23 protein-coding genes are annotated in these 24,712 nt (G+C 72.2%); 10 read left to right on the forward strand and 13 right to left on the reverse strand.

Going from position 1 to position 24,712, the window contains the following annotated elements; all coding sequences use genetic code 11:
• The 6 genes from AB0B63_RS31680 to AB0B63_RS31705 all read right to left on the reverse strand — a co-directional run.
• Nucleotides 1–95 (reverse strand): chorismate synthase (locus AB0B63_RS31680; protein WP_357024739.1); only part of this gene is annotated, 95 nt, incomplete at its 3' end.
• A gap of 15 nt (nucleotides 96–110) precedes the next feature.
• A complete protein-coding gene (locus tag AB0B63_RS31685) occupies nucleotides 111–1,139 on the reverse strand; it encodes a pseudouridine-5'-phosphate glycosidase (protein WP_219463157.1) in 1,029 nt (342 codons plus the stop codon).
• Between the two features lie 141 nt (nucleotides 1,140–1,280).
• Nucleotides 1,281–5,291, reverse strand: a complete 4,011-nt coding sequence (locus AB0B63_RS31690) for an amino acid adenylation domain-containing protein (RefSeq protein ID WP_357025560.1) — start codon at nucleotides 5,289–5,291, stop codon at nucleotides 1,281–1,283.
• A 25-nt stretch (nucleotides 5,292–5,316) separates the two neighbouring features.
• Nucleotides 5,317–6,231, reverse strand: coding sequence for an EamA family transporter (locus tag AB0B63_RS31695; protein ID WP_357025564.1), 915 nt, complete (start codon nucleotides 6,229–6,231; stop codon nucleotides 5,317–5,319).
• Nucleotides 6,228–6,935, reverse strand: coding sequence for a uracil phosphoribosyltransferase (upp, locus tag AB0B63_RS31700; RefSeq protein ID WP_208570957.1), 708 nt, complete (start codon nucleotides 6,933–6,935; stop codon nucleotides 6,228–6,230). Before upp ends, AB0B63_RS31695 begins: the two co-directional genes overlap by 4 nt.
• 5 nt (nucleotides 6,936–6,940) lie before the next feature.
• Entirely contained in the window at nucleotides 6,941–7,624 is a 684-nt protein-coding gene (locus AB0B63_RS31705; protein ID WP_208570956.1) for a phosphoribosylanthranilate isomerase, read from the reverse strand.
• 396 nt (nucleotides 7,625–8,020) lie between these two features.
• Between AB0B63_RS31705 and AB0B63_RS31710 the strand changes: the two genes are divergently transcribed.
• Nucleotides 8,021–8,917, forward strand: a complete 897-nt coding sequence (locus tag AB0B63_RS31710) for a haloalkane dehalogenase (protein WP_357025567.1) — start codon at nucleotides 8,021–8,023, stop codon at nucleotides 8,915–8,917.
• A 49-nt stretch (nucleotides 8,918–8,966) separates the two neighbouring features.
• On the opposite strand, the gene AB0B63_RS31715 is transcribed toward AB0B63_RS31710, so the two are convergent.
• Nucleotides 8,967–10,787, reverse strand: coding sequence for a class I adenylate-forming enzyme family protein (locus AB0B63_RS31715; protein ID WP_357025570.1), 1,821 nt, complete (start codon nucleotides 10,785–10,787; stop codon nucleotides 8,967–8,969).
• Nucleotides 10,784–11,614 carry an aminotransferase class IV gene (locus AB0B63_RS31720; RefSeq protein ID WP_357025573.1) on the reverse strand — a complete coding sequence of 277 codons (831 nt, stop codon included), beginning with the start codon at nucleotides 11,612–11,614 and terminating at the stop codon, nucleotides 10,784–10,786. Before AB0B63_RS31720 ends, AB0B63_RS31715 begins: the two co-directional genes overlap by 4 nt.
• 300 nt (nucleotides 11,615–11,914) lie before the next feature.
• On the opposite strand from AB0B63_RS31720, the gene AB0B63_RS31725 reads away from it, so the two are divergent.
• From AB0B63_RS31725 to AB0B63_RS31755, 7 genes are all read left to right on the forward strand, one after another.
• A complete protein-coding gene (locus AB0B63_RS31725) occupies nucleotides 11,915–13,090 on the forward strand; it encodes a sulfotransferase (protein WP_208570066.1) in 1,176 nt (391 codons plus the stop codon).
• Entirely contained in the window at nucleotides 13,087–14,334 is a 1,248-nt protein-coding gene (locus tag AB0B63_RS31730; protein WP_208570065.1) for an ABC transporter substrate-binding protein, read from the forward strand. The genes AB0B63_RS31725 and AB0B63_RS31730 overlap by 4 nt, the downstream gene beginning before the upstream one ends.
• Nucleotides 14,335–14,372: 38 nt before the next feature.
• The gene (cysD, locus tag AB0B63_RS31735) at nucleotides 14,373–15,305 is read left to right on the forward strand and encodes a sulfate adenylyltransferase subunit CysD (RefSeq protein ID WP_208570064.1); all 933 of its coding nucleotides are present in this window, start codon (nucleotides 14,373–14,375) and stop codon (nucleotides 15,303–15,305) included.
• Nucleotides 15,305–16,567 carry a GTP-binding protein gene (locus AB0B63_RS31740; RefSeq protein ID WP_208570063.1) on the forward strand — a complete coding sequence of 421 codons (1,263 nt, stop codon included), beginning with the start codon at nucleotides 15,305–15,307 and terminating at the stop codon, nucleotides 16,565–16,567. The genes cysD and AB0B63_RS31740 overlap by 1 nt, the downstream gene beginning before the upstream one ends.
• A 52-nt stretch (nucleotides 16,568–16,619) precedes the next feature.
• A complete protein-coding gene (locus AB0B63_RS31745) occupies nucleotides 16,620–17,222 on the forward strand; it encodes a disulfide bond formation protein DsbA (RefSeq protein ID WP_208570076.1) in 603 nt (200 codons plus the stop codon).
• A gap of 74 nt (nucleotides 17,223–17,296) precedes the next feature.
• Nucleotides 17,297–18,151, forward strand: a complete 855-nt coding sequence (locus tag AB0B63_RS31750) for an arylamine N-acetyltransferase (protein ID WP_357025579.1) — start codon at nucleotides 17,297–17,299, stop codon at nucleotides 18,149–18,151.
• Between the two features lie 24 nt (nucleotides 18,152–18,175).
• The gene (locus tag AB0B63_RS31755; RefSeq protein WP_357025582.1) at nucleotides 18,176–18,748 is read left to right on the forward strand and encodes a DNA-3-methyladenine glycosylase I; all 573 of its coding nucleotides are present in this window, start codon (nucleotides 18,176–18,178) and stop codon (nucleotides 18,746–18,748) included.
• A gap of 53 nt (nucleotides 18,749–18,801) precedes the next feature.
• On the opposite strand, the gene AB0B63_RS31760 is transcribed toward AB0B63_RS31755, so the two are convergent.
• The 5 genes from AB0B63_RS31760 to AB0B63_RS31780 are packed head-to-tail and all read right to left on the reverse strand — an operon-like array spanning nucleotide 18,802 to nucleotide 23,320.
• Nucleotides 18,802–19,503: an ABC transporter ATP-binding protein gene (locus tag AB0B63_RS31760; protein ID WP_357025585.1), complete on the reverse strand. Its 702-nt coding sequence runs from the start codon at nucleotides 19,501–19,503 to the stop codon at nucleotides 18,802–18,804.
• Entirely contained in the window at nucleotides 19,484–20,242 is a 759-nt protein-coding gene (locus AB0B63_RS31765) for an ABC transporter ATP-binding protein (RefSeq protein ID WP_357025588.1), read from the reverse strand. Before AB0B63_RS31765 ends, AB0B63_RS31760 begins: the two co-directional genes overlap by 20 nt.
• Nucleotides 20,239–21,213: a branched-chain amino acid ABC transporter permease gene (locus AB0B63_RS31770; protein WP_357025591.1), complete on the reverse strand. Its 975-nt coding sequence runs from the start codon at nucleotides 21,211–21,213 to the stop codon at nucleotides 20,239–20,241. Before AB0B63_RS31770 ends, AB0B63_RS31765 begins: the two co-directional genes overlap by 4 nt.
• Nucleotides 21,210–22,097 (reverse strand): branched-chain amino acid ABC transporter permease, encoded by an 888-nt coding sequence (locus AB0B63_RS31775; protein WP_357025594.1) that lies wholly within the window; start codon nucleotides 22,095–22,097, stop codon nucleotides 21,210–21,212. The genes AB0B63_RS31770 and AB0B63_RS31775 overlap by 4 nt, the downstream gene beginning before the upstream one ends.
• Nucleotides 22,098–22,123: 26 nt before the next feature.
• Nucleotides 22,124–23,320: an ABC transporter substrate-binding protein gene (locus AB0B63_RS31780; RefSeq protein WP_357025596.1), complete on the reverse strand. Its 1,197-nt coding sequence runs from the start codon at nucleotides 23,318–23,320 to the stop codon at nucleotides 22,124–22,126.
• Between the two features lie 497 nt (nucleotides 23,321–23,817).
• On the opposite strand from AB0B63_RS31780, the gene AB0B63_RS31785 reads away from it, so the two are divergent.
• Both AB0B63_RS31785 and AB0B63_RS31790 read left to right on the forward strand, forming a co-directional pair.
• Nucleotides 23,818–24,177, forward strand: a complete 360-nt coding sequence (locus AB0B63_RS31785; RefSeq protein ID WP_208570055.1) for an MmcQ/YjbR family DNA-binding protein — start codon at nucleotides 23,818–23,820, stop codon at nucleotides 24,175–24,177.
• A gap of 5 nt (nucleotides 24,178–24,182) precedes the next feature.
• Complete coding sequence (locus AB0B63_RS31790) at nucleotides 24,183–24,617, forward strand: hypothetical protein (RefSeq protein ID WP_219463115.1); 435 nt, start codon at nucleotides 24,183–24,185, stop codon at nucleotides 24,615–24,617.
• The last annotated feature ends 95 nt before the right edge of the window (nucleotides 24,618–24,712 follow it).

The following is a 24,712-nucleotide window of genomic DNA, read 5'->3' on the forward strand; positions in this document are numbered from 1 at the left end:
TCACCAGAAGTCACCGCCACCCCAGCGGGAACCCCCTCCAACAACGCCACCAGAGCCGGACCATGCGATTCACCTGCAGTCAGCCAACGCAACACCGTCACCACCCCCCGTCAGGTCCGCGCACCGGGCAGGGCGTGCGCCGTCCCGGCGCCGGCCGGCACCCGGGCCGGCGGGGCGGCACCGGCGGCAGCCGGGTTCCCCACCTCGGCCAGGTAGCGGGCGTGGGCGGCGGCGAGGTGGCCGCCGGTCCGGGCGGTGCTGATCAGCACCGCCATGTTGGCCCGGGACGAGCGGCCCTGGGTGGCCGCGTCGACAGCACGCATGAGGTACTTCGTGATGGCGTTGCCGCGTACCCCGTCGCGTCGGGCGGCCGACATCGCCTCGACGATGGCCCGGTCGACCTCGGCGTCGTCCACCGCCTCCTCGGCGTCGACCGGGGTGGTGATCAGGAAGGAGCTGTGGTTGCCCAGCGCCCAGTGGTTCTCCACCGCGCGGGCGACGACCGTGTCGTCGTCGAGGCGGCAGGGGCTGGGGATGCCGCTGGAGACGCAGTAGAAGGCCGGAAAGTCGTCGGAGCGGTAGGAGACCACCGGCACCGAGTGGGTCTCCAGGTATTCCATGGTCAGTCCGAGGTCGAGGATCTTCTTGGCCCCGGCGCACACCACGGCGACCCGGGAACGGGTGAACTGGACGAGGTCCGAGGAGATGTCCATGCTGGTCTCCGCGCCGCGGTGGACCCCGCCGATGCCGGCGGACGCGAAGAACGCGATGCCGGCGAGGTCCGCCGCGATCAGTGAACTCGCCACGGTCAGCGCGCCCATGCCGCCCCGGGCGAGCGCCACCGGCAGGTCCCGGGCGCTCACCTTGGGGATGCCCGGTGTGGAGGCGAACCGTTCGATGTCCGCTGCGGTCATGCCGACCCGGATCACCCCGTCGTCGACCGCGACCGTCGCCGGCACCGCGCCGCCCTCCCGGACGGCATCTTCGACCCGGTGCGCGGTGGCGGCGTTGTCCGGGTAACGCAGGCCGTGGGTGATCACGTTGGATTCCAGCGTCACCACCGCCCGCCCCTCGGCCAGGGCGTCGGCGACCTCCTCACTCAGCCGCACCTCGACGGTGGAGTGGACGTTGCGTGTCATGCGGGCTCCTCGGTCGGTCCGGTCCGGGCCGGTCGGGTTCGGTGTCGGGCAGCTCGGGACCGGTTTCGGGCAGGTCGGTTGTGGGTCGTCGGCGGGGCCGGCCCGTCGGTGGGTCGGGGGCGGTGTGGGCCGGGGACCGGCTCACTCCTCCAGGACCGCTTCCAGTGCGACGGAGACCGCGTCCTCGTCGCAGCCGAAGGCTCTGGTCATGGCGCGGGTGACGGCGGTCACCAGCCGGTTGTGCTGCTCGTCGGTCAGGGCGATCGGTAGGTGGCTGATGCTCACGTGCGGTCGGACCGGGCGACGCCGGGACCGGGCGGGCAGCGCCGCCACCACCTGGTGGACCCCCGGTTCGCGCAGCACCCCGTAGTGGTCGGCGGCCAGGTCGACGACGACGGGGGAGAGGTTCCGGCGGGCGACGGGGGTGTCGAGGAAGGACTCCTGGTCACCCCGGGTGCGTAGCACCGTCACCGGGGCCCGCACCGGCCGCCTGGCGAGTTCGGCCTCGGTGTGGCGCAGCCCGTACGTGCGGGCGACGACCCCGGTGATCCGGCGGACCAGCGGCAGGTCCAGGGCGGGGAAGTGCCGTTGGACGAACCCGGTGAAGCTCTCCTCGTCCACGACGGTGGCCAGGCACTCCTCGATCACCGGCCCGCTGACCGTCCCCGCGAACACGGAACACAGCACGGCCAGGTACGTCGGGTTGGCGAAGCTCGCCGTGCCGACCGTGGCCGGGTCCTGCGGCACCCCCACCCGGGGTGATCCGGGGGCGATCAGGACGAGTTGGTCGACCTGCTCGCCGGCCTGCTCCAACTGGTACGCCGCCTCCACCGCGACCCGGGTGCCGAACGAGTAACCCCACAGCGTGTAGGGGCCACGGGGTTGCCGTTCCCGGATCGCCCGCACGTCCTCGGCCGCCATCCGGGCGATCGTCCGGTAGGGCTCCTCGCCCGGGTTCACGCCGTGGGCCTGCACGCCGTGGAAGGGCCGGCCGACCGTGCCGGCGAGCAGCCGCAGGTTCATCGGGTAGCCGCCGAGGCCCGGCCAGCAGTAGACGGAGCGACCTTCCCGGGCCGGCGCCAACGGCACCAGCCGGGACCTGCTGACCTGGTCGCGTTGGGCGACGCGCCGGGCCAGCTGGGCCACCGTCGGGCTGTCGAAGATGACCTGCATGGGCAGCGTCGCGCCGAACACCCGGTTGAGTCGGTTGATCAGGGCGACGGCGATCAGCGAGTTGCCACCGCAGGCGAAGAAGTCGTCGTGGACGGAGACGTCGTCCTGGCGGACCGCCTCGGCCCACAGGCGGGCGATGCGGCGTTCCAGGTCGGTGCGGGGCGCCACGAACGGCCGTTGCGGGCCGGGGTCGTCGGCGACCCGGGCGGCGAGTGCCGTGAGGTCGGTCTTGCCGTTGGCGGTCAGCGGCATCCGGTCGACGATCACCACCTTGTTGGGCAGCATGTAGTCCGGCAGCCGACCGGCCAGGTCGTCGCGGATCAGCTCCGCCGGACCCTTCATGTGTACGACGTCCTCCTTCATGCCCCGGCCGGCCACCTGGGCGGCACTGACCCGCCCACCCACGGCGAAGTACGACGGACCGTCGGGTAGCCCGTGCCGGCGCAGGATGCCCCGGATGCGGTGCGCCGAGGGCAGGTCGTGACCGGTGTCGGAGCTGTAGCCGGAGGACATGAAGCCGAAGCCGAGGTCGTTCATGGACAGCCGTTGCAGGGCGCGGCCCAGGTCGACGTAGCGCCGCCACCGGGTCGACGTGGTGCTGATCATGCTGATGCCGATCGCGGCCCGGTCGTACACCTGCTGGTTGATCGCGATGACGTGCTGGCGCAGCACCAGGGCGTCGTCGATGCGAACCAGGTCGCCGTCTCGGTGCAGGTACTGCCCCGGGGCCAGGTCCCCGCCCCGGTCCGGGTGGACCTGGACGTACACGTCGATCTCGTCGGGCGGTGGCGGGGCGTACGGCGTCAGCGCGAAGCTGCCGAGGTAGAGGTCCTCGTCGGCGCAGTCGAGGTGCCGGATGGTCTGCGGGGTGTGGTCGGCGGCCGTGACGGTCAGCCCGTACCCGGGCAGGACCTGTTCCAGCAGGCCGACCAGGTGGCCGGTCTCGATCTCCAACACCTCGCGGATGTTGTTCTGGTAGACCGGTTCGATGGCCCGTCGCCGGCCGACGAGGTGCAGCCGGACGGTCGGTTCGGGCCGGGACGCGGCCGGGCCGATCCGGACCAGTTCGTGGGTGAGCGGATGGTGGTAGTAGTAGCCGGACGGTAGCCCCCACAGCTGGTGGATCTCCAGGTAGACCTGGGTGGCGTTGAGCGCCCCCGGTGAGGCGTAGCCGTACTTGGGCAGCAGCCGCTCGTCGCTGACGAACTGCCCGAGGTAGCGGATGATCTCCCCGAAGGTGGCCAGGTCGAGCTGTGCGAGCGGGCGCGGCGGCACCGGGCCGGGCTCGGCCGGGCGCAGCAGTGCCAGCAGGTCGGCGCGGGTGACCGGCGGGCCCTCGTAGAACCGGTACGTCTTGCGGGCGAACACCCGCCGTACCTGCTCCTCGGTGGGTTCGGCCCCGGGCAGTGCGAGCACCGGCCGCCCGGCCAGCTCCTGCGGGGTACGCACCCCGCCGTGCGACAACTGGGCCCGGACCTGGAGCCGGCTCTCCTTCGAGCGGTGGTGGGCCCCCTGCCGGCCCTGGTCCATCAACGCCGCCTCACGCGGGTTGAGTTCGACGACGGCGAGCAGGTGCGGGTGGCCGGTACGCGGGTCGTCGCGGACCAGTACCCCCGCGTGCCGGACCCACTGGTGGGCCTCCACGGCGAGGCGCACCTCGTCGAGTTCGACCCGGAACCCGCGCAGCTTGACCTGGTTGTCGACCCGACCGACGAACCGTACGGTGCCGTCGGCCTGCCAGGCGGCCAGGTCACCGGTGCGGTAGAGCCGTTCGCCGGTGACCGGGTCGGGCACGAACCGTTGCGCGGTCAACGCCGGCCGGTGCAGGTAGCCCCGGGCGAGCTGGACGCCGCCGATGAGCAGTTCCCCGACGGCCTCCCCGGTGACCGGGGCGTCGTCGGTGTCGACGATGACGTAGCGCAGGCCGGTGACGGGCCGCCCGATCGACACGGACTGCTGCGTGGGGTCGAGGGTCGCCGGGTCGACGGTGAACGCCGAAGAGTTGATCGTGCACTCGGTGGGGCCGTAGAGGTTGACCAGGGTGGCGGGGTGCGCCGCGAGCACGTCGGCGGCGAGTGTGGTGGACAGCGCCTCACCACCGGTGAAGATCTGCCGCAGGCTGGTGCAGGTGCCGAGGCGTTCGGTGTCGACCAGCGCCCGCAGCAGGGTCGGTACGCACTGCAGGGCGGTGACGCCGTGCCGTCGGATGGTCTCGATGATGGCCTCGGGGTCGCGGTGCAGGCCCGGGGTGCCGGCGACGACGGTGCCGCCGCAGGCCGGGGCGAGGATCTCCCACTGTGCCGCGTCGAAGCTCATCGGGGTCTTCTGGAGGATGACGGCCTCGTCGAGGCGGTAGGTGGCCCGCAGCCACCGCAGTTGGCTGACGATGCTGCGGTGCTCGATCATCACGCCCTTGGGACGACCGGTGCTGCCGGAGGTGTAGATGACGTAGGCGAGATGGCCGGGCCGTGGCCCCCGGCGGGGCACGTCGGGTGGGGCCGTGTCGTGCCACACGCTCAGCGGCACGATGGCGGTGCCGGGCGGGACCAGGTCCGACAGCCGTTCGACGAGGTCGTCCTGGGCGACGACGACGCGCAACCCGGCGTCGGTGGCCATGTAGCGCAGGCGTTCGTCGGGATAGTCGGGGGCCAGGGGCAGGTAGGCGGCCGACGCGTACAGGATTCCCCAGGCCCCGACGACGAGTGCGGCGGACGGCTCGGCGAAGAGTCCGATCCGGTCGTCGGGGCCGGTGCCCCGCTCGCGGAGCTGGGCCGCGAGGGTGCGGGCCCGGCGGGCCAGTTCCCGTCGGGTGATCCCCTCCGGTCCGTGCCGGACGGCGATCGCGTCGGGGTCCGCCCGGACCTGCTCGTCGAGCAGGTCCGGCAGGGTCACGTCGGCCGGGTCGTGGGTGCCGGTGGCCGGTTCAAGGGTGTCGGTGGTCGACTGGTGGGCTTCGGTGGTGGCGGGCGTGGTAAGCATGCTTCCCCCTGTGGTGGGTGACGCCTCACCGGCTGGTCAGCGCCCGTGACGTCACCGGCACCGGGTCGGGTGGCGGAGCCGGCGGGGACGACCTGCGCTGGGCGAGGGCGACTGCGGCGACGATGACCAGGGCTCCGACGAGCTGGGTGACGCTGAGTCGTTGGTCGAGGAAGGCGAAGCCCAGCAGGCTGGCGACGATCGGGCTGACCAGGCTGAGGAAGGAGGCGGCCAGGGCGGGCAGCCGTTCCAGCCCGCGGAACCAGACCGCGTAGCCGAACAGCGATCCGACGATCCCCAGGTAGGCGAGGCCGGCCAGGTTGGGACCGGTGAGGCGGTCCGGCAGCCCCTCCATCAGCAGGGTGGTGGGGAGCAGGACCAGCCCGCCGGCGGTCAGCTGCCAACCGGTGAACTGCAACACCCCCACCCCCGGCGGTCGCGCCCAGCGTTTGGTCAGCACGATCCCGCTGGCCATGCTGGCCGCGCCGGCCAGGGCCGCGATCACGCCGAGCGGGTCGAGCGCGGCGGTCGGGCGCAGCACGAGCAGCGCGACCCCGGTCGCCCCGAGCAGGCACGCCGCGACGTGCAGCGGCCGGATGCGGTCGCGCAGCAGCAGCGCCGCGAGGATCAGCACCAGCATCGGCTGGAACGACATGATCAGGGCCGCGACGCCACCGGGCAGCCGGTAGGCCGCGATGAAGAGCAGCACGAAGAACAGACCGATGTTGAGGGTGCCGAGCACCAGCGCCCGCCAGATCCACGCGCCGCGCGGCACCACCCGCCCGAGCGCCATCAGGGCGAGCCCGGCGGGCAGGGCACGGGCCAGGGCGGCCAGGTAGGGCCGGCCCGGGGGCAGCAACTCGGTGGTGACGAGGTAGGTGCTGCCCCAGATCGCGGGGGCCAGCGCGGTGATCCCGACGTCGCCGATTCCGCCGCGCCTCATCGGGGCTGGTCCGTGCCGAAGTAGCGGTCACCGAAGTCGCCGATGCCGGGCACCATGTAGGCGTCGGCGTTGAGGCGCTCCTCGATGGCGGAGGTGACGATCCGGACCCGGGGGTGCTGGGCGTGCACGGCGCTGATGCCCTCCGGCGAGGAGAGCAGGGTGACGAAGACGACGTCCTCCTCGAAGACCCCGTACTCACGCAGCAGCGCGAGGGCGGCCAGCGCGGTGCCGCCGGTGGCGAGCATCGGGTCCAGCAGCAGCACCTGGGACATGGCGATGTCCGGGGGCAGGGCCGCGTAGTGGAAGTGCGGCAGTTTCGTCGTCTTGTCCCGCTGGATGAGGATCTTGCCGATCCGGGTCTGCGGCAGCATGGCCCGCAGCTCGCCCTCCATGCTCTCGCCGGCGCGGGCGATGGAGACCCCGCAGACCGGTGCGGCCGGGCGCAGCCCGTGGTAGGTCTGCCCGACCGGGGTGCGCACCTGCTGGGGGACGACCGGGAGCAGGTCGAGGGCGGTGTCGAGGAGCTGCCGGAAGATCTGGGCGGAGGTCTGCACGAAGTCGGCCCGGGAGGCGTCGCGGTCCCGGATGACGGTGTGCAGCGAGCGCAGCCGGTTGGTCTGCGGCAACAGGTGCAGCCGGCTGGCCACGGCCGGTCCGGCCACGGCGGGGTCGGTCACGGTGGGGTGGATGGCGGTGTCGGTCATGGCTCTCAGTCCTGTCCGGCGAGGTCGGCGAACGCCTGGCGGGCGGCGGTGACGAACTGGCGCACCTTGGCGCGGTCCTTGCGGCGGTCGGGGCCCTCCAGCCCGGTGTGCGCGTCGACGGCGGCGGGGCGTACCGCCGCGATGGCCGCCGCCACGTTGTCGGGGTTCAGGCCACCGGCGAGCATCAACGGTCGGGGCGCGACGCGGACCAGCTCGGCGCTGACCGACCAGTCGTGGACCAGACCGGTCGCGCCCTTGGCCCCGGTGGCGGGGTTGAAGCTGTCGGTGATGTACATGTCGACCCACTCGGCGCTCTCATCGACGATCTTGACCAGCTCGTCGAGGTTGTCGGACTTGACCACGAGGCTCTTGAGCACGTAGAGGTCGGGGTCGATCCGGCGCAGCTTCTCCAACTGGGCGGGGTCCACGTCGCCGTGCAGCTGCACGGCGGTGACGCCGAGTTCGGCGCAGAACTGCCTGATCTCCTCGGCCTCGGTGAGGTAGGTGATCAGGACGCCTCGGTGCCGGGGCTGGATCGCCGCGACGATGGCGGCCGCGTCGGCCTCGGACAGGTCCTCGTTCTTCGCCGGCAACCGTAGGGCGAACCCCAGCCAGTCGGCGCCCTCCGCACAGATCAGGTCGGCCTCCTCCTGGTCGATGACCCCGGCGACCTGGATCAGTCCCTGCATCTGGTTCTCCCTTTCTGGAAAGCCGGCGGAAATCCCGCGTGGCGCATTGACACGTCGGTGGCGTCCGGAGATCCGAGAAGGACTCGTCCGGGCCCTCGTATCGACAGGAGAAACGTACGAAACCGCGGTGCCGGTGGACAGGCCCATGTGCGGGAAAGCGTCGGTGCCACTTTGCCGGCGAGTGGCCCGGCCATGGCACCACGGCACCCCGTACCGCCTGATCGCGGCGGAGCCGAATCGGATTCACCAAGTCATTCGTTGATTTCTCGCGAACAGTTCGTGAATGGCACCGCCGCATTGAGCGCGAACTGTCGCCCGTCGACGGACACGCCGTCACGGGGATTCCCGGGAATTGCCGGGCCGGCTTGCTATCACTGGGGCCGAGGAGGTCTACAAGTGACACAGAGTTCCATGCCCGCCGCGGTGCCCGTGACCGTGGCCGACCCACACCCCCGCCGTCGGATCGACCTGTGCGGGACCCACCTCTCGTACGTCGACGTGGGCGACGGGGAACCGATCGTGTTCCTGCACGGCAACCCCACGTCCTCGTACCTGTGGCGCAACGTCATCCCGGCGGTCCGCGACCTGGGCCGCTGCCTCGCCCCCGACCTGGTCGGGATGGGCGACTCCGGGCCGGCGCCCGACGGCGGCTACCGCTTCACCGACCAGGCGCGCTATCTCGACGCCTGGTTCGACGCCGTGGTGGGCGACCGACCGGTCACCCTGGTGCTGCACGACTGGGGTTCGGCGCTGGGCTTCCACTGGGCGGCCCGCCACCCCGAACGGGTCCGGGCCGTCGCCTACCTGGAGGCGATCGTCCAGCCCCGCCGGTGGAGCGACTTCGAGGCCGGCCGGGACCAGCTCTTCCGCGCCATGCGCTCGCCCGACGGGGAACGCCTGGTGCTCCAGGAGAACTTCTTCGTCGAGGTGGTGCTGCCGCGTAGCGTGGTGCGCCCCCTGTCGGAGGCGGAACTGGACCACTACCGTCGGCCCTTCGGCGACCCCGACTCGCGCCGACCGACCCTGATGTTCCCCCGGGAGCTGCCCATCGAGGGCGAACCGGCCGACGTGACCGCCATCGTCGAGGAGTACGGCCGCTGGCTGGCCGCCTCCCCGGTGCCGAAGCTGCTGGTGGTCGCCGAGCCGGGGGCGTTGCTCACCGGCCGGGCCCTGGCGTTCGCCCGGACCTTCCCCAACCAGCGCGAGGTCACCGTCACCGGCAGCCACTACGTGCAGGAGGACTCACCGGACGAGATCGGGGCCGCCCTGCGGGACTTCGTCACCACCCTCTGAGGACAGCCGAGGGGCGGGCGGTGGAACCGCCCGCCCCCACGGAGACCGGTCAGGCGGCCGAGGTGGCCCGCTGCTCCTGCGGCGTCCCGGCCGGCGTCGACGAGGCGCTCAGCTCCCGCAGGACCGACTGCTCGGTGCGGGTCCGCGCCACGTCCAGCCCACCGTCGTCGTCGGTCAGCAGCAGCTGGGCGAACTGCGCGCGCACCTCACGCTTGAGCACCTTGCCGGTGACCCCCAGCGGGATCTTGGTGTCGCCCTTGGAGATGACCGCCGCCGCCAGCTCGTGCCGGCCCGCCGCCCGCAGCGCCCGGTTGACCCGGGTCAGCAGCTCCTCGGCGCTGAGGTCCGACCCGTCGATCAGGCGCAGCGCGGCGATCGGGGCGAACGAGGTCGGCTCGACCGGGTCGACCACCCCGACGACGGCGCAGTCCACCACCGCCCGGCACGCCTTGAAGATCTCCTCCTCGAGGGTGAGGCTGTAGACCGGGCCGCGTCGCGTCGTGATCACGTCCGTGGTCCGGTCGTAGTGGTAGAACCGGCCCTTGTCGTCCTTGTAGCCGATGTCACCGGTGAGCCAGTAGCCGTTGCGGATCGACTTGTGCGTCAGCTCGTGGTTGCCCCAGTAGCCCAGGGTCACCGTCGGGGTGTGCACCGCCAGGTAGCCGACCTGGTTGGGGCCCAACTCCCGACCGTCCTCGTCGAAGACGACCGCGTCCTCGACGATCGGCTCCGGGTAGCCGACACAACGGTTGTAGGCGTTGGTCTTGGGGCCGTGGATGTTGAGGAACAGGGCCATGCCCATCTCCGAGGCGCCCAGCCCGTCGAGGTAGTGCGACCCCGGCCGCCAGCTGCCGTTCTCCCGGTGCCGGCCGAGCCGGACCAGCTCCCGGACGTGGGCCTCGTGCGAGGCGTCCGCCGTGCTGATCCAGGTCGTCACGTTCGCCGCGGCGGACGGTTCCAGGCCGAGCGCGAGCATCTCGGTGAAGGTGATCGGGAAGCCGGTCACCACGCTGGGCTTCCACCACCGCATCGCCTGGGCCACCGTCGCCCCGTCCTGGGACTCCATGACCAGGGTGGGCAGGCCGATGAGGGTGGCCATCATCATGTAGCTGTAGCCCGACGAGTGCGACGCGGGGAAGGCCAGCAGCATCTTGTCGTCCGGGCCCGACGGCAGCGTCATGATCCGGGGGCGTTTGCCGGCGAAGAACTGACGGTGGCCGAACGTGGCGGCCTTCGGCATGCCGGTGGTGCCCGAGGAGTGCGAGATGAGCACCGGGTCGCGGTCGCCGTGCCGGTACGGGTAGACCCCGGGCAGCGGGCCGGCCGGCGGCGCGGCGTGCATCGCCTCCTGCGAGGCGGTGAACTGGAACGGCCGGGCGTCGGCCATCCCGTTGAGCAGCGGGCCGAGCTTGTCCGCGTCGACCACCACACCGACCGCGTCGAGCCGGGACAGGTACTTGGCGGCGGTGTCGGGCACCATGTTCGGGTTGATTACCGCGGGGATCGCGCCGAGGCTGTTGAGCGCCAGGAAGTGCACGAAGCTCGCCATGCCGTTGCGGGTGAAGACCCCGACCCGGTCGCCGTGGGTGACCCCGGCGTTGTGGTACCACCGGGCGTACCGCTCGGTCTGGTCGCGCAGCGTCGCCAGGCTGTAGACGACCAGGTCGTCCGGGCCGCCGCCGGGCGGCAGGTGGTGGAACAGCGGGGCGTCGTGGTCCTGCCCCCGTTCCAGGGCGTGCCACAGGAAGTCGCCGGCGCCGAGCTGTCGGGTGGCCAGCAGCTCCAGCCGGGCCCGCAGGCCCCGGTGCGACCGCCCGAAGTGCATGCGCGGGACCGATGCCAGATAACGCTGTAGTGACCTGAGCTTCATGGTGCCTCCTCGGTGCTTCGGTGCGGCCAGATGGCCTCGGGGTCGGGCAGGGGTTCGGTCAGCGCGTCGAGATGGGCGCGCCATTCGTGCAACCGCCGCTCGTGGACGGGAGCGGTCGGTTGTCCGTTGATCTGGGTCAGGACTCGGATGCCGTGCAGGGCGCTGGTGATCCACACCTCGCTGTCGAGCAGCTCCGCCACGCTGGGCAGCCGGTGCCGCACCGGCAGCCCCAGCTCGGCACAGCGGGCCAGCAGCAGCCGACGGGTGACGCCGGGCAGGATGCGCCCGTCGTCCGGCGGGGTGTGCAGGACGCCGGAGGACCACCAGTAGATCGTGCTGAACGCCCCCTCACGGACCAGCCCCTGCTCGTCGCAGAGCAGGGCCTCGTCGGCCTGCGCGTCCTGGGCGGCGGCCCGGATCTTCTCCAGTTCCTCGAAGTCGGGCCCCTTGAGGTGGGGCAGCCGTCGGGGGTCCGGATGGGGCCACAGCCAGCCGCGTGCCTGGCTGACCAGCGGTGGGGCGGGACGCAGCCGCAGGGCCAGCCGCTGCGTGGGGACCAGGTGCAGTTCGATGCGGGGGAACCACACCCCGGAGCGGGGCAGTGCCGTGGTGACCGACGTCCCGAAGGACGCCACCCGGTGCGCGGAGACCCCGAACCTCCGTACGGCGGCGTCGAAACGCTGCCAGTGCAGTGGATAGGCCCGTGCCCGGCCCTCGGTGAGGAGCCAGGAGTCGGCGACGACGGGTCGGTACCGACTGTCCTCGATTCCTTCGCGGACCCCCGTCTCCCACAGCAGCAGGGGGGCGGCCCGAGTCGCCGGCGGCATCTGTTCCTCCGATCCGCGGTGCATCGCCGATTGGCTGGGCCGACCATAGGGCGGCCGTCCGCCGCCGCTCCAGAGCCACGTTGGCACCGGCTTCCGGGCCACTTGTCGGCACCGGCTTTGGTCCCGTGGAAACCACTGATGTGGCCCTGTACCGACCGTGGCCGGGTGCCTATCGTCGCTACCTACCGTGACCGTTGTTCACATTCGTCGCGGTCCCCGGTCGATCCGGCCCCTCGGGGCGGGCGCACCGACCGACAGCCCGATCCGCCGCGTTTGCCGCCAGATAGAGGGGAGTACGCCGTGACCGCCGTCATCGAACCCAGTCAGGACACCTACCGGGTGGAGGAGTTCGTCGAGGCAGCCCGGGAGAGGGTGGGAGTCCCGGACTACGAGTTCGCGCACCTCGACGCCCTCGACCGGCTGCTGCGGTCGTTGGACGCCGAGGGCGGCCTGAACGAGGCCGGTCGGCGGTCTGTCCGGGGCGCCCTGGTCGCCGCGCTCGCCACCCAGGCCGCCGCGTACCGCGCCCGGGTGAAGAACCCCGAGATCGCCTCGGTCGAGATCAACCAGCCGGTGTTCATCACGGGCATGACCCGCAGTGGCACCACGCTGATGCACAACCTGCTCGGCCAGCACCCGGACCTGCGCTCCCCCGACCTGTGGGAGCTGATGGCGCCGGCGACCGACGGCCGCGACGAGGCGACCCGGCAGGCGCTCGTCCAGGCGGCGGAGAACTTCTGCACCGACTACTACACCGTCGCGCCGGCGCTCAAGCCGGTGCACCTGTGGGAGCCGCACCGCCCCGACGAGGACCACCGGCTGACCGCGCCGACGTTCAAGACGATGGCGTACGAGCTGCGTTACACCGTGCCCAGCTACGGCGAGTGGCTGCGCACCCAGGACCAGTACGACGCCTACGACTACCACCGCTACCTGATGCAGCACATCGTCTGGCGGGTGCCCACCGACACGCTGGTGCTCAAGGACCCGTTCCACCTGTGGCGGGCCGACGCGCTGGCGCGCACCTACCCGGACGCGCGGCTGATCTACATGCACCGCGCCCCGAGCGTCACCATCCCCTCGACGTGCAGCCTCACCGAGATCATCCGACTCGCGCGCGCCGACCAGGTGGACCGCCTCGCGCTCGGTAGGCTCTGGACCGAACGCTTCGCGGAGATGCTCGACCTGTTCGCGCGCGCCGAGCGGGACAAGCTCGCCGACACGCCGGTGCTCGACGTCGACTACCAGCGTCTGATGGCCGACCCGATCGCGGTGATGGCCGAGATCTGCGACTTCCTCGGCGCCCGCTGGGACGGCGAGGTCGAGCAGGCGTTCCGCGGTTACCTCGCGGCGAACCGCAAGGACAAGCTCGGCAAGCACGTCTACCGGGCCGAGGACTACGGCCTGGACGCCGACGAGCTGGACGAGCGCTTCTCCGCATACCTGACGAAGTACCAGATCGGAGGACGGGTGTGAGCACGACGTCGGAGCCCACGGTGCTGGAGACGGTCAACGAACAGTTCCGCGCCTTCGCCCGTACGGTGGCGGGTGCCCCCACGGTCACCGTGGGCATCGTGACCCCGCTGTCCCTGCCCGGTGACCCCACGGCCGGCACGCTGACCGCCCGCGGCGCCCTGATCGGTGCCGAGTACGTGCGGGACCACGGTGGCATCCGCGACGGACTCCAGTTCGACTTCGTCGTCCGCGACGACCAGGAGACCGTCACCCTCGACGGTGGCACGATGCCCCGCTCGGCGGTGGGCGCGCTGGCGAAGGTCGCGATCGTCGACGGGGCGCTGGCCGTCCTGGGCCCCTGGCACCTGCGCTACACCGAGGAGGTCGCGGAACTCGCCGACCGGATCGGGGTGCCGCTGTTCATCGAGAACGCCCACCCCGGGGTCACCGCGCGGCAGCGGCGGGCGGTCTTCCGCACGTTCACCTCGATGGCCGAGCGCGCCCCGGTGCTGATCCGGTTCGCCGCCGACCAGGGTTTCCGGCGGGTCGGCCTGATCCACGCCGACACGGTGTTCGGCCGCAGCGCCGCCGCGCTGCTCACCGCCGAGTTGCAGGCGGCCGAGGAGCCGATGGAGCTGTACTCCGTGGAGTTCCCCCAGGAGTCGACCACGGACCTGCGCCCCCAACTGCGCGAGATCCAGCAGTGGCAGCCGGACGTGGTGATCAACGTGGGGGTGGTCCGCACCAACCACCTGATCGTGCAGCAGGCCGCCGAGATCGGGCTGCTGCCGCAGGTGCCCATGCTGGCACCCTTCCAGTGGCCGCTGCGGGCACCGGACTACTGGAAGGCGCTCGGCGTGCACGGCCTGCACATGGTCTGGCCGGCCACCCAGTTCAGCCCGAACTGGTCGGGGTTGACCCCGATCGGCCGGTGGTTCGTGGACCGCTACCGCGACACGTACGGCACGCCGCCGCCGGACACCGCCCTCAACGCCTTCACCGACATCACCATCATCGCCCAGGCCCTGCGCCAGGCGGACGGGGTCGGCCGGGCGGAACTGATCGACGCCTTGGAGAAGGGCACCTTCGACACCTGGCGTGGCCCGGTCAGCTTCGCCCGGGGCGAGACCCACTGGCACCACAGCCCACCCCCGGTGGTGCTGCAGCAGTACCAGGAGATCGACCAGGACATCTCCACCGTGCCGATCGTCTACCCGCCCGAGCTGCGTACCGCCGGGTACGTGCGGCCGGGCACCTCGAACTGACCGGCCCGACCGGCCGACACCTGTGGGGAGACAACGCCATGGCGTTCACTTCGACCGCATCCGAAACCGCATCCGACCTGCGGATGTCCTACCTCGACGTGCTCGAGGCCGAGGCGGTGCACATCATCCGTGAGGTGGCGGGCACGCTGGAGCGACCCGTCCTGCTGTTCAGCGGCGGCAAGGACTCCGCCGTCATGCTCCACCTGGCCCGCAAGGCGTTCCTGCCGGGCCAGCTGCCCTTCCCCGTGCTGCACGTCGACACCGGGCACAACTTTCCCGAGGTGATCGAGTACCGCGACAAGGTGGTGGCGGAGCACCAGCTCACGCTGCGGGTGGCGCACGTGCAGGACTACCTCGACGACGGCCGGCTCACCGAGCGGCCCGACGGCAGCCGCAACCCGTTGCAGACCGTACCGCTGCTCGACGCCATCACCCAGCACCGCTTCGACGCCGTGTTCGGCGGCGGGCGGCGCGACGAGGAGAAGGCGCGGGCCAAGGAGCGGGTGTTCTCGCTGCGCGACGAGTTCGGGCAGTGGGACCCCCGCCAGCAGCGCCCGGAGCTGTGGAACCTCTACAACGGCCGACACGACCCGGGTGGGCACGTGCGGGTGTTCCCGCTGTCCAACTGGACCGAACTCGACGTGTGGAACTACATCGCCCGGGAGGAGATCCCGCTGCCGGCCATCTACTTCGCCCACCAGCGTCAGGTCTTCCTGCGCGACGGGATGTGGCTGACGCCGGGGGAGTGGGGCGGCCCGCGCCGCGACGAGCAGCTGCAGGAACGCACCGTGCGGTACCGCACCGTCGGGGACATGTCCTGCACGGGCGCGCTGGTGTCCGACGCCGCCACCATCGACCAGGTGATCGCCGAGATCAGCCTGTCCCGGATCACCGAACGCGGGTCGAGCCGGGCCGACGACAAGTTGTCCGACACCGCCATGGAGGACCGCAAGCGGGAGGGGTACTTCTAGTGACCACGCTCAGCCTCGAGACTGCCCGCGACGGTGAGCTGCTGCGGCTCGCCACCGCCGGCAGCGTCGACGACGGAAAGTCCACCCTGGTGGGACGCCTGCTCTATGACTCCAAGTCGGTGCTGGCCGACCAGTTGGAGGCGGTCGAGTCCGCCAGCCGCGCCCGCGGCTACGGCCAGGCCGACCTCGCCCTGCTGACCGACGGTCTGCGGGCCGAACGTGAACAGGGCATCACCATCGACGTCGCCTACCGTTACTTCGCCACCGGCAACCGCCGGTTCATCCTGGCCGACACCCCCGGGCACGTGCAGTACACCCGCAACATGGTCACCGGCGCGTCGACCGCCCACCTGGCCGTGATCCTGGTCGACGCCCGGCACGGCGTGGTGACCCAGACCCGGCGGCACACCGCGGTGGCCGCGCTGCTGCGCACCCCGCACGTGGTGCTGGCGGTCAACAAGATGGACCTGGTGGGTTTCGCCGAGGACCGGTTCGCCGAGATCGACGACGAGTTCCGCCGGCTGGCGGGTTCCCTCGGGGTTCCCGACGTGCGGTCCATCCCGTTGTCGGCGCTGCGCGGCGACAACGTCGTCGACGCCTCGACCGAGATGCCGTGGTACACCGGGCCGACGTTCCTGCAGCACCTGGAGCGGGTGGACCTCGACGAGGACCTGACCGCCCTGCCGGCCCGGCTGCCGGTGCAGTACGTCCTGCCCGACGGATCGCTCGCCGGTCAGCTCGTCGCCGGTCAGCTCCGTCTCGGGCAGCAGGTGCTGGTCGTGCCCGCCGGCCGGCCGGCGGTGGTCACCGCCATCCACCGGCTCGGCACGCCCATCGAGAACGCCCGCGCCGGCATGTCGGTCAGCGTGCAGCTCGACGGGGAGGGCGAGGTGGGACGCGGCGACATGATCGTCGCGGCGGACCGGATCCCGACGACGACCCGGCAGGTCACCGCGACGCTCTGCCACGTCGCGGAGCGCCGGCTCGGCGAGGGCGCCCGGGTGCTGGTGCAGCACCAGACCCGGGTCGTGGGAGGGACGGTCACGTCGATCGTCGACCGGCTCGACCTCGCCACGCTGGAGCACACCCCCAACTCCGATCCGCTGGCCGTCAACGACATCGCGGGTGTGGTGCTGGACCTCGACGAGCCGATCGCCGCGGACCCCTACCGCCTCATCCGGGGCACGGGGTCGCTGCTGCTCATCGACCCGCGCGACGGGGCGACCCTCAGTGCCGGACTGGTCGGTCCGGCGTTCCGATGATTCAACCGAAGGATGTACGACGGTGCCCGAAGTGAACCGAATCCTGGTGGACATGTTCGTCGACCCGGTGTGCCCGTGGGCGTGGCTGACGTCGCGTTGGCTGCTCGACGCCGAACGGCAACGCCCGATCGACGTGCGGTTCCGGATCATGAGCCTGTCCGCCCTCAACGAGGGACGTGCCGATATCGACGCGTTCTACCAGCGCAACATCGGGCCGTGGCGGCGGCCGGTGCGGGTGCTGATGGCGGCCGAACAGCAGCACGGGCCGGACGCCGTCCGGTCGCTCTACGACGCCATGGGCACCCGCCGGCACGTCAAGGGCCAGTCGTACGGGCCGGCCCTGTACAAGGCGGCGCTCACCGAGTGCGGGCTGCCCGGTGAGTTGGCCGACGCGGCGGACGACGCGGGGCTCGACGACGCGGTGCGCAAGAGCCACCTGGCGGGGATGCAGCCGGTCGGGCTGGACGTCGGCACGCCGACCATCCATGTGCACGTGCCCGGCAGCGATCCGGTGGCGCTGTTCGGCCCGGTGGTCACGCCCGCCCCGCGCGGTGAGGACGCCGCCCGGCTGTGGGACGGCTTCCTCCTGGTCGCCCAGACCCCCGGTTTCTACGAGCTCAAGCGCAGCCGCACGAGTGGCCCGCAGACCCGCTGACGACCGGCCGGGGCGACGCCATCTCACCGATGGCGCCGCCCCGGCGTTTTTCCCAGGAAGGTGACCGTCCCGACATGCAGGAGCCGTCTGTGCCCAGGATCGGCGACGAGGTGGTGCGGCGCTACCTCGCCCGTCTGGACGAGCCCGGCCGGCCGGGGGTGAACCTGGCCACGCTGGTCCGACTGCACGAGCGTCACGTCCGGCGGGTTCCCTACCACAACCTCGACATCCGGTTGGGGTTACCCACCGACGTCGACCCGGCCGGCAACGCCGCGCGGCTGGCCGACGGCGATGCCGGCTACTGCTTCCACCTCAACGGGGCGTTCGCCGCGCTGCTGGCCGCGTTGGGCTTCGACGTCACCCTGCACCGGGGACAGGTGAAGAAGGCGCCGGCGTTGCCCGACGGGGTGGAGTTCGCCAACCACCTGACCATGACCGTCACCGTGGAGGGTCGGCGCTGGTTCGTCGACGTCGGGCTCGGCGACGGGCTGCTGGGTCCGGTGCCGTTACGTCCCGGCGTGGTCCGGCAGCCGCCGCTGACCTTCGGCTTCGCACGGGCCGCGTGGGGTTGGCGGTTCACCCACGATCCCCGGGGGTCGTTCACGGTGATGGACTGGGAGGACCGGCCGGCGCAGCCGCAGGAGTTCGCCGCGGCCCACCGGCTGCTCTCGACCGCACCGGGTTCCACCTTCGTCCGCCGGTTCATCGTGACCAACCGGGGCCCGGGTGAGGTGGTGTGGTCGCTGGTCGACCGTCTGCTGACCCGCATCGATGGCGACGGGGTGCACCGGCGGGCGCTGACCACCTTCGACGAGTGGCGTCGGGAGCTGGAGGACACGTTCCTCCTGCGGCTCGACGACCGGCACGCCGCCGGGCTGCGGGGGCTGTGGCAGCGGTTGCCACGGCACCCCGGCAGCGCCGCCGGCTGACCCGCTGCCCCGACAGGAGACGACATGCAGATCAGCACCGGCGCTGACGGTGTGCCGCGTTGTGGCTGGTGCACCGCCACCCCCGTGTACGTCGCGTACCACGACGACGAGTGGGGCCGGCCCGTGCACGGCGAGGCCCCGCTCTTCGAGCACCTGGCGTTGGAGACCTTCCAGGCGGGGTTGTCGTGGTCGACGATCCTGCACAAGCGGGACGCCTTCCGGTCGGCCTTCGACGGCTTCGACCCGGAGACCGTCGCCGGCTACGACGACACCGACGTGGCCCGGCTGCTCGGCACCGAGGGCATCGTGCGCAACCGGGCGAAGATCGAGGCGACCATCGGCAACGCCCGGCTCGTCGTCGCGTTGGCCGGGGACCTCGACGCCCTGCTGTGGTCGTACGCGCCGACCGGTGCGCGGCCCCGTCCCCGCTCGACGTCGCAGGTGCCGGCCCGGACACCCGAGTCGACCGCGATGGCCCGGGAGCTGAAGCGGCGCGGGTTCCGGTTCATCGGCCCGGTCGGCGCGTACGCCCTGATGCAGTCGACCGGGATGGTCGACGACCACCTGGTGGGCTGCCACCGCGCCGTCGACGGTTGAACCCGGTCCGGGTGCGGCCCCGTCGCCTGACGGGGCCGCACCCGGTCTCGTGCTCAGCCCGCGACGCCCAGCAGACGCTGCACCGTCGGCAGGTCCCCGCGCAGTTCGCTGGTGGGGCACCGGTGTGCGATGCGCCCCCGGACCAGCACCGCCGCCTCCTGGGTCACCCCGAGGGCCAGGTGCAGGTCGTGTTCCACCAGCAGCAGCGTCAGCCCCTCCCGGACCACCACCCGCAGCGCCTCGGCCACCTGGTCGACGACGATGGGCGCCAGCCCCTCGGACGGCTCGTCCATGAGGACCAGCCGTGGGTCGGTGGCCAGGGCCCGGCCGATGACGAGCATCTGCTGTTCGCCGCCGGACAACTGCCCGGCGAGGTGCCGCCGCCGCTGCGCCAGCCGGGGGAACAACTCGTACACCCGCTCGGTCGGCCAGGTCCGGCCGCCGTGCCGGGTGGCCAGGGCGAGGTGCTCGTGCACCGTCAGCGTCGGCCACACCCGCCGCCCCTGCGGCACCAGCGCCACCCCGGCGCGGGCGAGCCGGTCGGCCCGCCAGCCGGTGACGTCCCGACCGTCCAGCAGCACCTGCCCGCCGGCGGGCCGCAGCAGCCCCGCGAGGGTGGAGACGAAAGTGGACTTGCCGACCCCGTTGCGGCCGAGCAGGGCCAGTGCCTGCCCCGCCGGCAGGTCGAGGTCCAGCCCGTGCAGCACCTGCCCCTGCCCGTAGCCGGCGGTCAGCTCACGCACCTCCAGGAACACCGTGCACCTCCTCCATCCGGCCGCCGAGGTACGCCTGCTGCACCTCGGGGCTGCGCCGTACCTGCTCGGGGGTGCCGCTGTGCAGCACGGTGCCGAGGTGCAGGACGCTGACCCTGGTCGCGACGTCGAAGACGACGTCCAGGTCGTGCTCGACGAACACGATCGTCACGGTGGGCGGTACGCCGCGCAGCAGCTCCACCAGCCCACCCCGTTCCTCCCCGGACATGCCGGCCGCCGGCTCGTCCAGGAGCAGCAGCTGCGGTTTCGCGGCGAGCGCCACCGCGATCTCCAGGCGTCGGCACTGGCTGTAGGACAGCGCCGTCACCGGCCGGTCCGCCAGGTCGCCCAGGTCCACCGAGGCGAGCGCGGCGTCGACCTCGGCGCGGCGCTGCCGGTCGGTGTGCCGGGCCAGCAGCCGACCACCGGTCAGCGCCAGGGCCACGTTCTGTGCGGCGGTGAGCGAACCCAGCAGGGTCGAGTGCTGGAAGCTGCGGCCGATGCCGGCGCGGGCCCGTCGGTGGACCGGCTCGCGGGTGACGTCCCGGCCCCGGTAGTGGAGGGTCCCGGCGGACGGGCGTTCCTGCCCGGCGATCAGCTTGAGCAGGGTGCTCTTGCCGGCGCCGTTGGGTCCGATGAGTGCGTGCCGCTCCCCGGCGGCCACCGTCAGCCGTACGCCACGCAGGACGTTCAGCGCGCCGTAGCGGTGGTGCACGTCCTGGCAGCGGAGCAGGTCGATCATGACGTGGTCCTCCTCAGCCGGATGCGGGCGATCCCCGTGGGCAGCAGATAGACGACGAGGACGAACAGCAGCCCCAGAGCGAGCGGGCCGTGCCCGTCGAGGGTCGCGCCCAGCGAGTCCCGTACGACGATGACCAGGGCCGCGCCGAGGCAGGGCCCCCACCAGGAACCGGTGCCCCCGATCACCACGGCGAGCAGGGCGAGCGCGGAGGTCTCGAAGCCGGCGTCGGCCGGGGTCACCAGTCGCTGCTGGGCGGCGAGCAACCCGCCGGCCAGTCCGGCGACCGCACCGGCGAAGACCAGCGCGCCGAGCTTGATCGCGGTGGTCCGGTAGCCCAACGCGCGCATCCGGTCCTCGCTGTCGCGGATGCCCCGCAGCACCACACCGGGGGTCGACGTGGACACCAGGCGCAGGGCGAGCATGCCCACCACGAAGAAGCCCAGCACGTACCAGTAGGTCGTGGCGGGTTGGTCGAGGACCGTGCCGAACATCGACGGCGCCGGCACCCCGTACAAGCCGTTGGAGCCGCCGGTCACCGCCTCCCAGCTGTCGGCGGCCTGCTGGGTCAGCTCCCCGATCGCCAGGGTCAGCATGAGGAAGAACACCCCGTGGGTGCGGACGGCGACCGCCCCGGCGACCAGCGCGACCAGGGCCGCGACGACCACCCCGACCAGGAGCGTCCCCGCACCGGTCGTCTGGTGGGTGGCGGTCCAGGCGGCGGCGTACGCGCCGACGCCGAAGAACGCGGCGTGCCCCAGCGACGGCAGTCCGACGACGCCCACCAGCAGGTTGAGGCTCGCGGCGAGCAGTCCGAAGACGAGGATGCGGGTCAGCGTCGTCGTCGCGTAGGGAGCGAGGTAGAGCGGGGCGGCGGCCAGCACCAGGGTGCCGGCGGTGGTCGCGGCCACCGTGCGGAACCCGGTGCCCAGCCGGGGGCGGGCGGGGGCCCGGGTCTGGACCAGGGATGTCATCGTCGTCCTCCGGGGGCGAGGGTGAACAGGCCGCGCGGGCGGACGACCAGCACCGCCGCGAGCGTGCCGAAGAGCAGGAAGGAGGCCAGGCCGGGCAGCACCGCCCGGCCGACGGACTCGACCTGGCCGAACAGCAGGGCGGCGATGAGCGGCCCGCGGATCGAGCCGAGCCCACCGACCACCACGACGACCAGGGCGAGCACCAGGATCGTGGTGTCCAGCCCGGGGCGGGCGTGGTAGATGGGTGCGCCGAGCAGCCCGGCGAGGGTGGCCAGCACCGAGCCCAGGACGAACACGCCGCCACGGACCAGGCGCGGGTCCACCCCGACGGCGGCGACCATGTCCCGGTCGCTGACCGTCGCGCGGAACAGCGCACCCAGCGAGGTCCGTTCGACGGTCCAGTACACGGCGGCGGCGAGCAGGGCGGCTACCCCGACGAGGGCGAGCCGGTAGCTCGGGTAGCTCCAGCCGGCGATGGTCACGGTGCCGTCCAGCCCGGCGGGTGGCTCGGTGGCCCGGACGTCGTCGCCGAACAGCGCGGACAGGACGTCGGCGGCGACCAGGGCGATGCCGAGGGTGAGTAGCGCCTGTTCCAGGTGGGAACGCCGCGACAGCGGCGCGGTCAGCAGTGACAGCAGGCCACCGGCGGCGGCACCGAGCACGACGACGGCGACGACCGCCCGGGCGAGCGACGGCCAGGTCTGCTGCTCACCGCCGATCCACCAGGCGAGGTACGCCCCGGTGAGGAACAGTGCGCCGTGGGCGAGGTTCAGCACGTCCATCATGCCGAATATCAGGGACAGGCCGGCGGCGGTGATGAACAGCAGCAGCCCGATGGCCAGGCCGTTCACCATCGCCGTCACGGCGATCTGCGTGGTGGGCATCGCGGAGGCTCCGTCCGGTGGTACGGCTACGACTGGGGGTCGAGCGGGCCGAGGTCCGCGACGACGCCGTTGACGGGTGCGCCGGCCCGGGTCTGCACCCGGCGCAGGTAGAAGTTCTGTCGGGGCGACTGCTGCGTGAAGGACCACGGGCCACGGGGGCTGTCGGTGATGACGCCGATCGAGTCGAGGGCTCCGGCGAGGCTGTCCCCGTCGACGGCGTCGGCCTGCGCGATGGCGCGGGAGAGCACCTCGGCGGCGTCCCACGCCTGCACGGCGTAGGCGGTGGGGGCGGCGTCGTAGGCGGCGCGGTACGCCTGGCCGAACGCGACGTTGGCGGGGTTGTCCAGTTCGGAGGTGTAGTGCAGGGTCGACAGCACCCCGTCGGCCGCCTGCCCCTGTGCGCCGAGCACGCCGCCCTCGACGAGGAAGCCCGACGCGTACAGCGGGATGGTGCGGGAGAGGCCGAACTGGGCGTACTGCTTGACGAAGGCCACCGACTCGGCGCCGCCGAAGAAGCAGAAGGTGCCCTGCGCGCCGGAGGACTGGATGCGGCTGAGGAAGGGCTGGTAGTCCTGGGTCTTGCCGAACGGCGGCTGGCTCTGGCCGACGATGGTGCCCCCACCGGCCCGGTAGGCGTTGCTGAACCCCTTGATCGCCTCGGTGCCGGCGACGTAGTCGGGGGCGATGGCGTAGATCCGGCGGACGCCGCTGGTGGCCAGGTGACGTCCCATCGCGGCGGCGACCTGGGCGTTGGTGAACGAGGTACGCCAGATGTAGGGGCTGCGGTTGGTGCTGGTGATGGCACCGGCGCCCGCGTTGGCGATCACGAGTAGCCGGCGGGCGCTGGTGACCAGGTCCCGTACGCCGAGGGCGGTGGCGGAGCTGACGACGCCGACCAGCACGTCGACCCGGTCGTTCTGGAGCAGCTTCTGTACGGCCGGCACCCCGGTCTGCGGTCCCTCGCCCTCGTCGGCGACGACGGTGGTGACCCGGCGACCGCCCAGCCGCCCGTCGTGCTGGCGCAGCCAGAGGTCCCAGCCGCGCTGGATGTCGACGCCCAGCGGGGTGTAGACCCCGGCCTGGGGGATGACGAGGCCCACCTTGACGGTGTCGGTGCCGCTGCTGACCGCGGTGGCGCCGAGGCTGCTGCCGCAGCCGGTGAGGCCGGCGACGCCGAGGCCGGCGGTGAGGCCGAGGAATGTCCTGCGGTTGATTCCGGTCATGACCCAACTCCCGAACGTATCGAGCAGGATTAGTGGCCTGAAGGTATGGCCGGCTGTCGGGGGCGGCCAGTGCCACATCGTCGAGCGGTCCGGGTCCACTCCGGTGGCGGGCGGTGCCGGTGTCGTCGAGGGGTGGACGGGGTGCGCCATCCGGTCCCGGGCGGCGGTGATTGGCCCCGTCGACCGGCGGCAAGTGGCCGTTTCCCGCCCCGGCGACCCGTGGCACGCTGCTGGTCGCCGTCCGGTCCGACCAGGTGAGGAGTTCCCGTGCGCGCGTACGGCCGGCGGGACGGTTCCGCCGACGGTCCACGCCCCCGGGGCACTCGTACCCCTGGGGTGGTCGCACCTGACACCGCGGGCGTCGCGCCTGCGGTGTCGTGCTGTCCGTTCCCGGGTGGGGTCGGCGCGTCCGCTCGGACGGCAACCGGCGTCGACCGTCTAATGGGCGGTGCGCCCCGCCGCGGGCGTGACCGCCCGCCGACCGGAGGGAACCGACAATGCTGACACCCGACCAGGTAAGGGACTTCGCCCTCGCGATGCCGGAGGCGGTCGAGCAGGAGACGTGGGGGCATCCCACGTTCCGGGTGCGCGAACGCATCTTCGCCAGCACCTCCGCCGACGGGGTGGTGGCGATCGTCCGGGCGTCGAAGGAGGACCAGGCCGAGCTGATGGCGGCGGACCCGGAAACCTACGACCCGGCGGACTACTTCGGCCGGTACGGCTGGGTCCGGGCGCAGCTCGCCACGGCGGACCCGGACGAGCTCCGGGAGCTGGTGGTGGAGGGGTGGCGGCGGGCGGCACCGAAACGGCTGGTGGCGCAGTACGACGGCACGTCCGCCCGGACTTCGGGGCGGTGACGGCGGTGGCCGCGATCATCCTGGGTTGGAATCCCCAGCGGTGGAACGGGTGGACGCCGAGCTATGAGGAGCTGTCGCCGACGGTCTCCCCGCAGCGCACGTTGGCCGGTTCGTGGACGGTGGGACGGCGGGTGAACATCCCGGTGGGGGCGGACGCCTGGCTGTTGATGCAGGGTCGCCACCGGGGTCTGGTCGGGCACGCCGTGGTGACCCGCGCCCCCTATCCCGGCCCGCACGACCGGGACCCGACGGTGACGACGAACTACGTGGACGTCGCGTGGGACGGGCTGCTGCCGGTGGCGCGGCGGATCGTTCCGGAGGTGCTGACGACGGAGGCGTCCGGGGTCGCCTGGGGCTACGTGTTCAGCTCGGGCACCGGTGTGCCCGCCGCCGCCGAGGAGCAGGTCCACCAGGTCTGGCAGCGCTACGCGCTGGACTGAGCCGCGCCGGACTGAGCCGCAGGGCCGCACCCGGTCCGCCACCCGTGGTGACCAGCACACCGCGGCGCAGCGCCGGGTCGGTCGCGGCCAGCCGG

This window comes from Micromonospora sp. NPDC049081 (assembly GCF_040648835.1).
GTDB lineage: Bacteria > Actinomycetota > Actinomycetes > Mycobacteriales > Micromonosporaceae > Micromonospora > Micromonospora antibiotica.

Bases quoted from the DNA above. Each gene is read 5' to 3' on its own strand.
- AB0B63_RS31770 (WP_357025591.1), bottom strand. From the start codon at position 21,213: ATGACATCCCTGGTCCAGACCCGGGCCCCCGCCCGCCCCCGGCTGGGC.
- cysD (WP_208570064.1), top strand. From the start codon at position 14,373: ATGGCGTTCACTTCGACCGCATCCGAAACCGCATCCGACCTGCGGATG.
- upp (WP_208570957.1), bottom strand. From the start codon at position 6,935: ATGACCGACACCGCCATCCACCCCACCGTGACCGACCCCGCCGTGGCC.
- AB0B63_RS31755 (WP_357025582.1), top strand. From the start codon at position 18,176: ATGCAGATCAGCACCGGCGCTGACGGTGTGCCGCGTTGTGGCTGGTGC.
- AB0B63_RS31720 (WP_357025573.1), bottom strand. From the start codon at position 11,614: ATGCCGCCGGCGACTCGGGCCGCCCCCCTGCTGCTGTGGGAGACGGGG.
- AB0B63_RS31765 (WP_357025588.1), bottom strand. From the start codon at position 20,242: ATGATCGACCTGCTCCGCTGCCAGGACGTGCACCACCGCTACGGCGCG.
- AB0B63_RS31695 (WP_357025564.1), bottom strand. From the start codon at position 6,231: ATGAGGCGCGGCGGAATCGGCGACGTCGGGATCACCGCGCTGGCCCCC.
- AB0B63_RS31775 (WP_357025594.1), bottom strand. From the start codon at position 22,097: ATGCCCACCACGCAGATCGCCGTGACGGCGATGGTGAACGGCCTGGCC.
- AB0B63_RS31780 (WP_357025596.1), bottom strand. From the start codon at position 23,320: ATGACCGGAATCAACCGCAGGACATTCCTCGGCCTCACCGCCGGCCTC.
- AB0B63_RS31750 (WP_357025579.1), top strand. From the start codon at position 17,297: ATGCAGGAGCCGTCTGTGCCCAGGATCGGCGACGAGGTGGTGCGGCGC.
- AB0B63_RS31685 (WP_219463157.1), bottom strand. From the start codon at position 1,139: ATGACACGCAACGTCCACTCCACCGTCGAGGTGCGGCTGAGTGAGGAG.
- AB0B63_RS31690 (WP_357025560.1), bottom strand. From the start codon at position 5,291: ATGCTTACCACGCCCGCCACCACCGAAGCCCACCAGTCGACCACCGAC.
- AB0B63_RS31745 (WP_208570076.1), top strand. From the start codon at position 16,620: ATGTTCGTCGACCCGGTGTGCCCGTGGGCGTGGCTGACGTCGCGTTGG.
- AB0B63_RS31705 (WP_208570956.1), bottom strand. From the start codon at position 7,624: ATGCAGGGACTGATCCAGGTCGCCGGGGTCATCGACCAGGAGGAGGCC.
- AB0B63_RS31785 (WP_208570055.1), top strand. From the start codon at position 23,818: ATGCTGACACCCGACCAGGTAAGGGACTTCGCCCTCGCGATGCCGGAG.
- AB0B63_RS31715 (WP_357025570.1), bottom strand. From the start codon at position 10,787: ATGAAGCTCAGGTCACTACAGCGTTATCTGGCATCGGTCCCGCGCATG.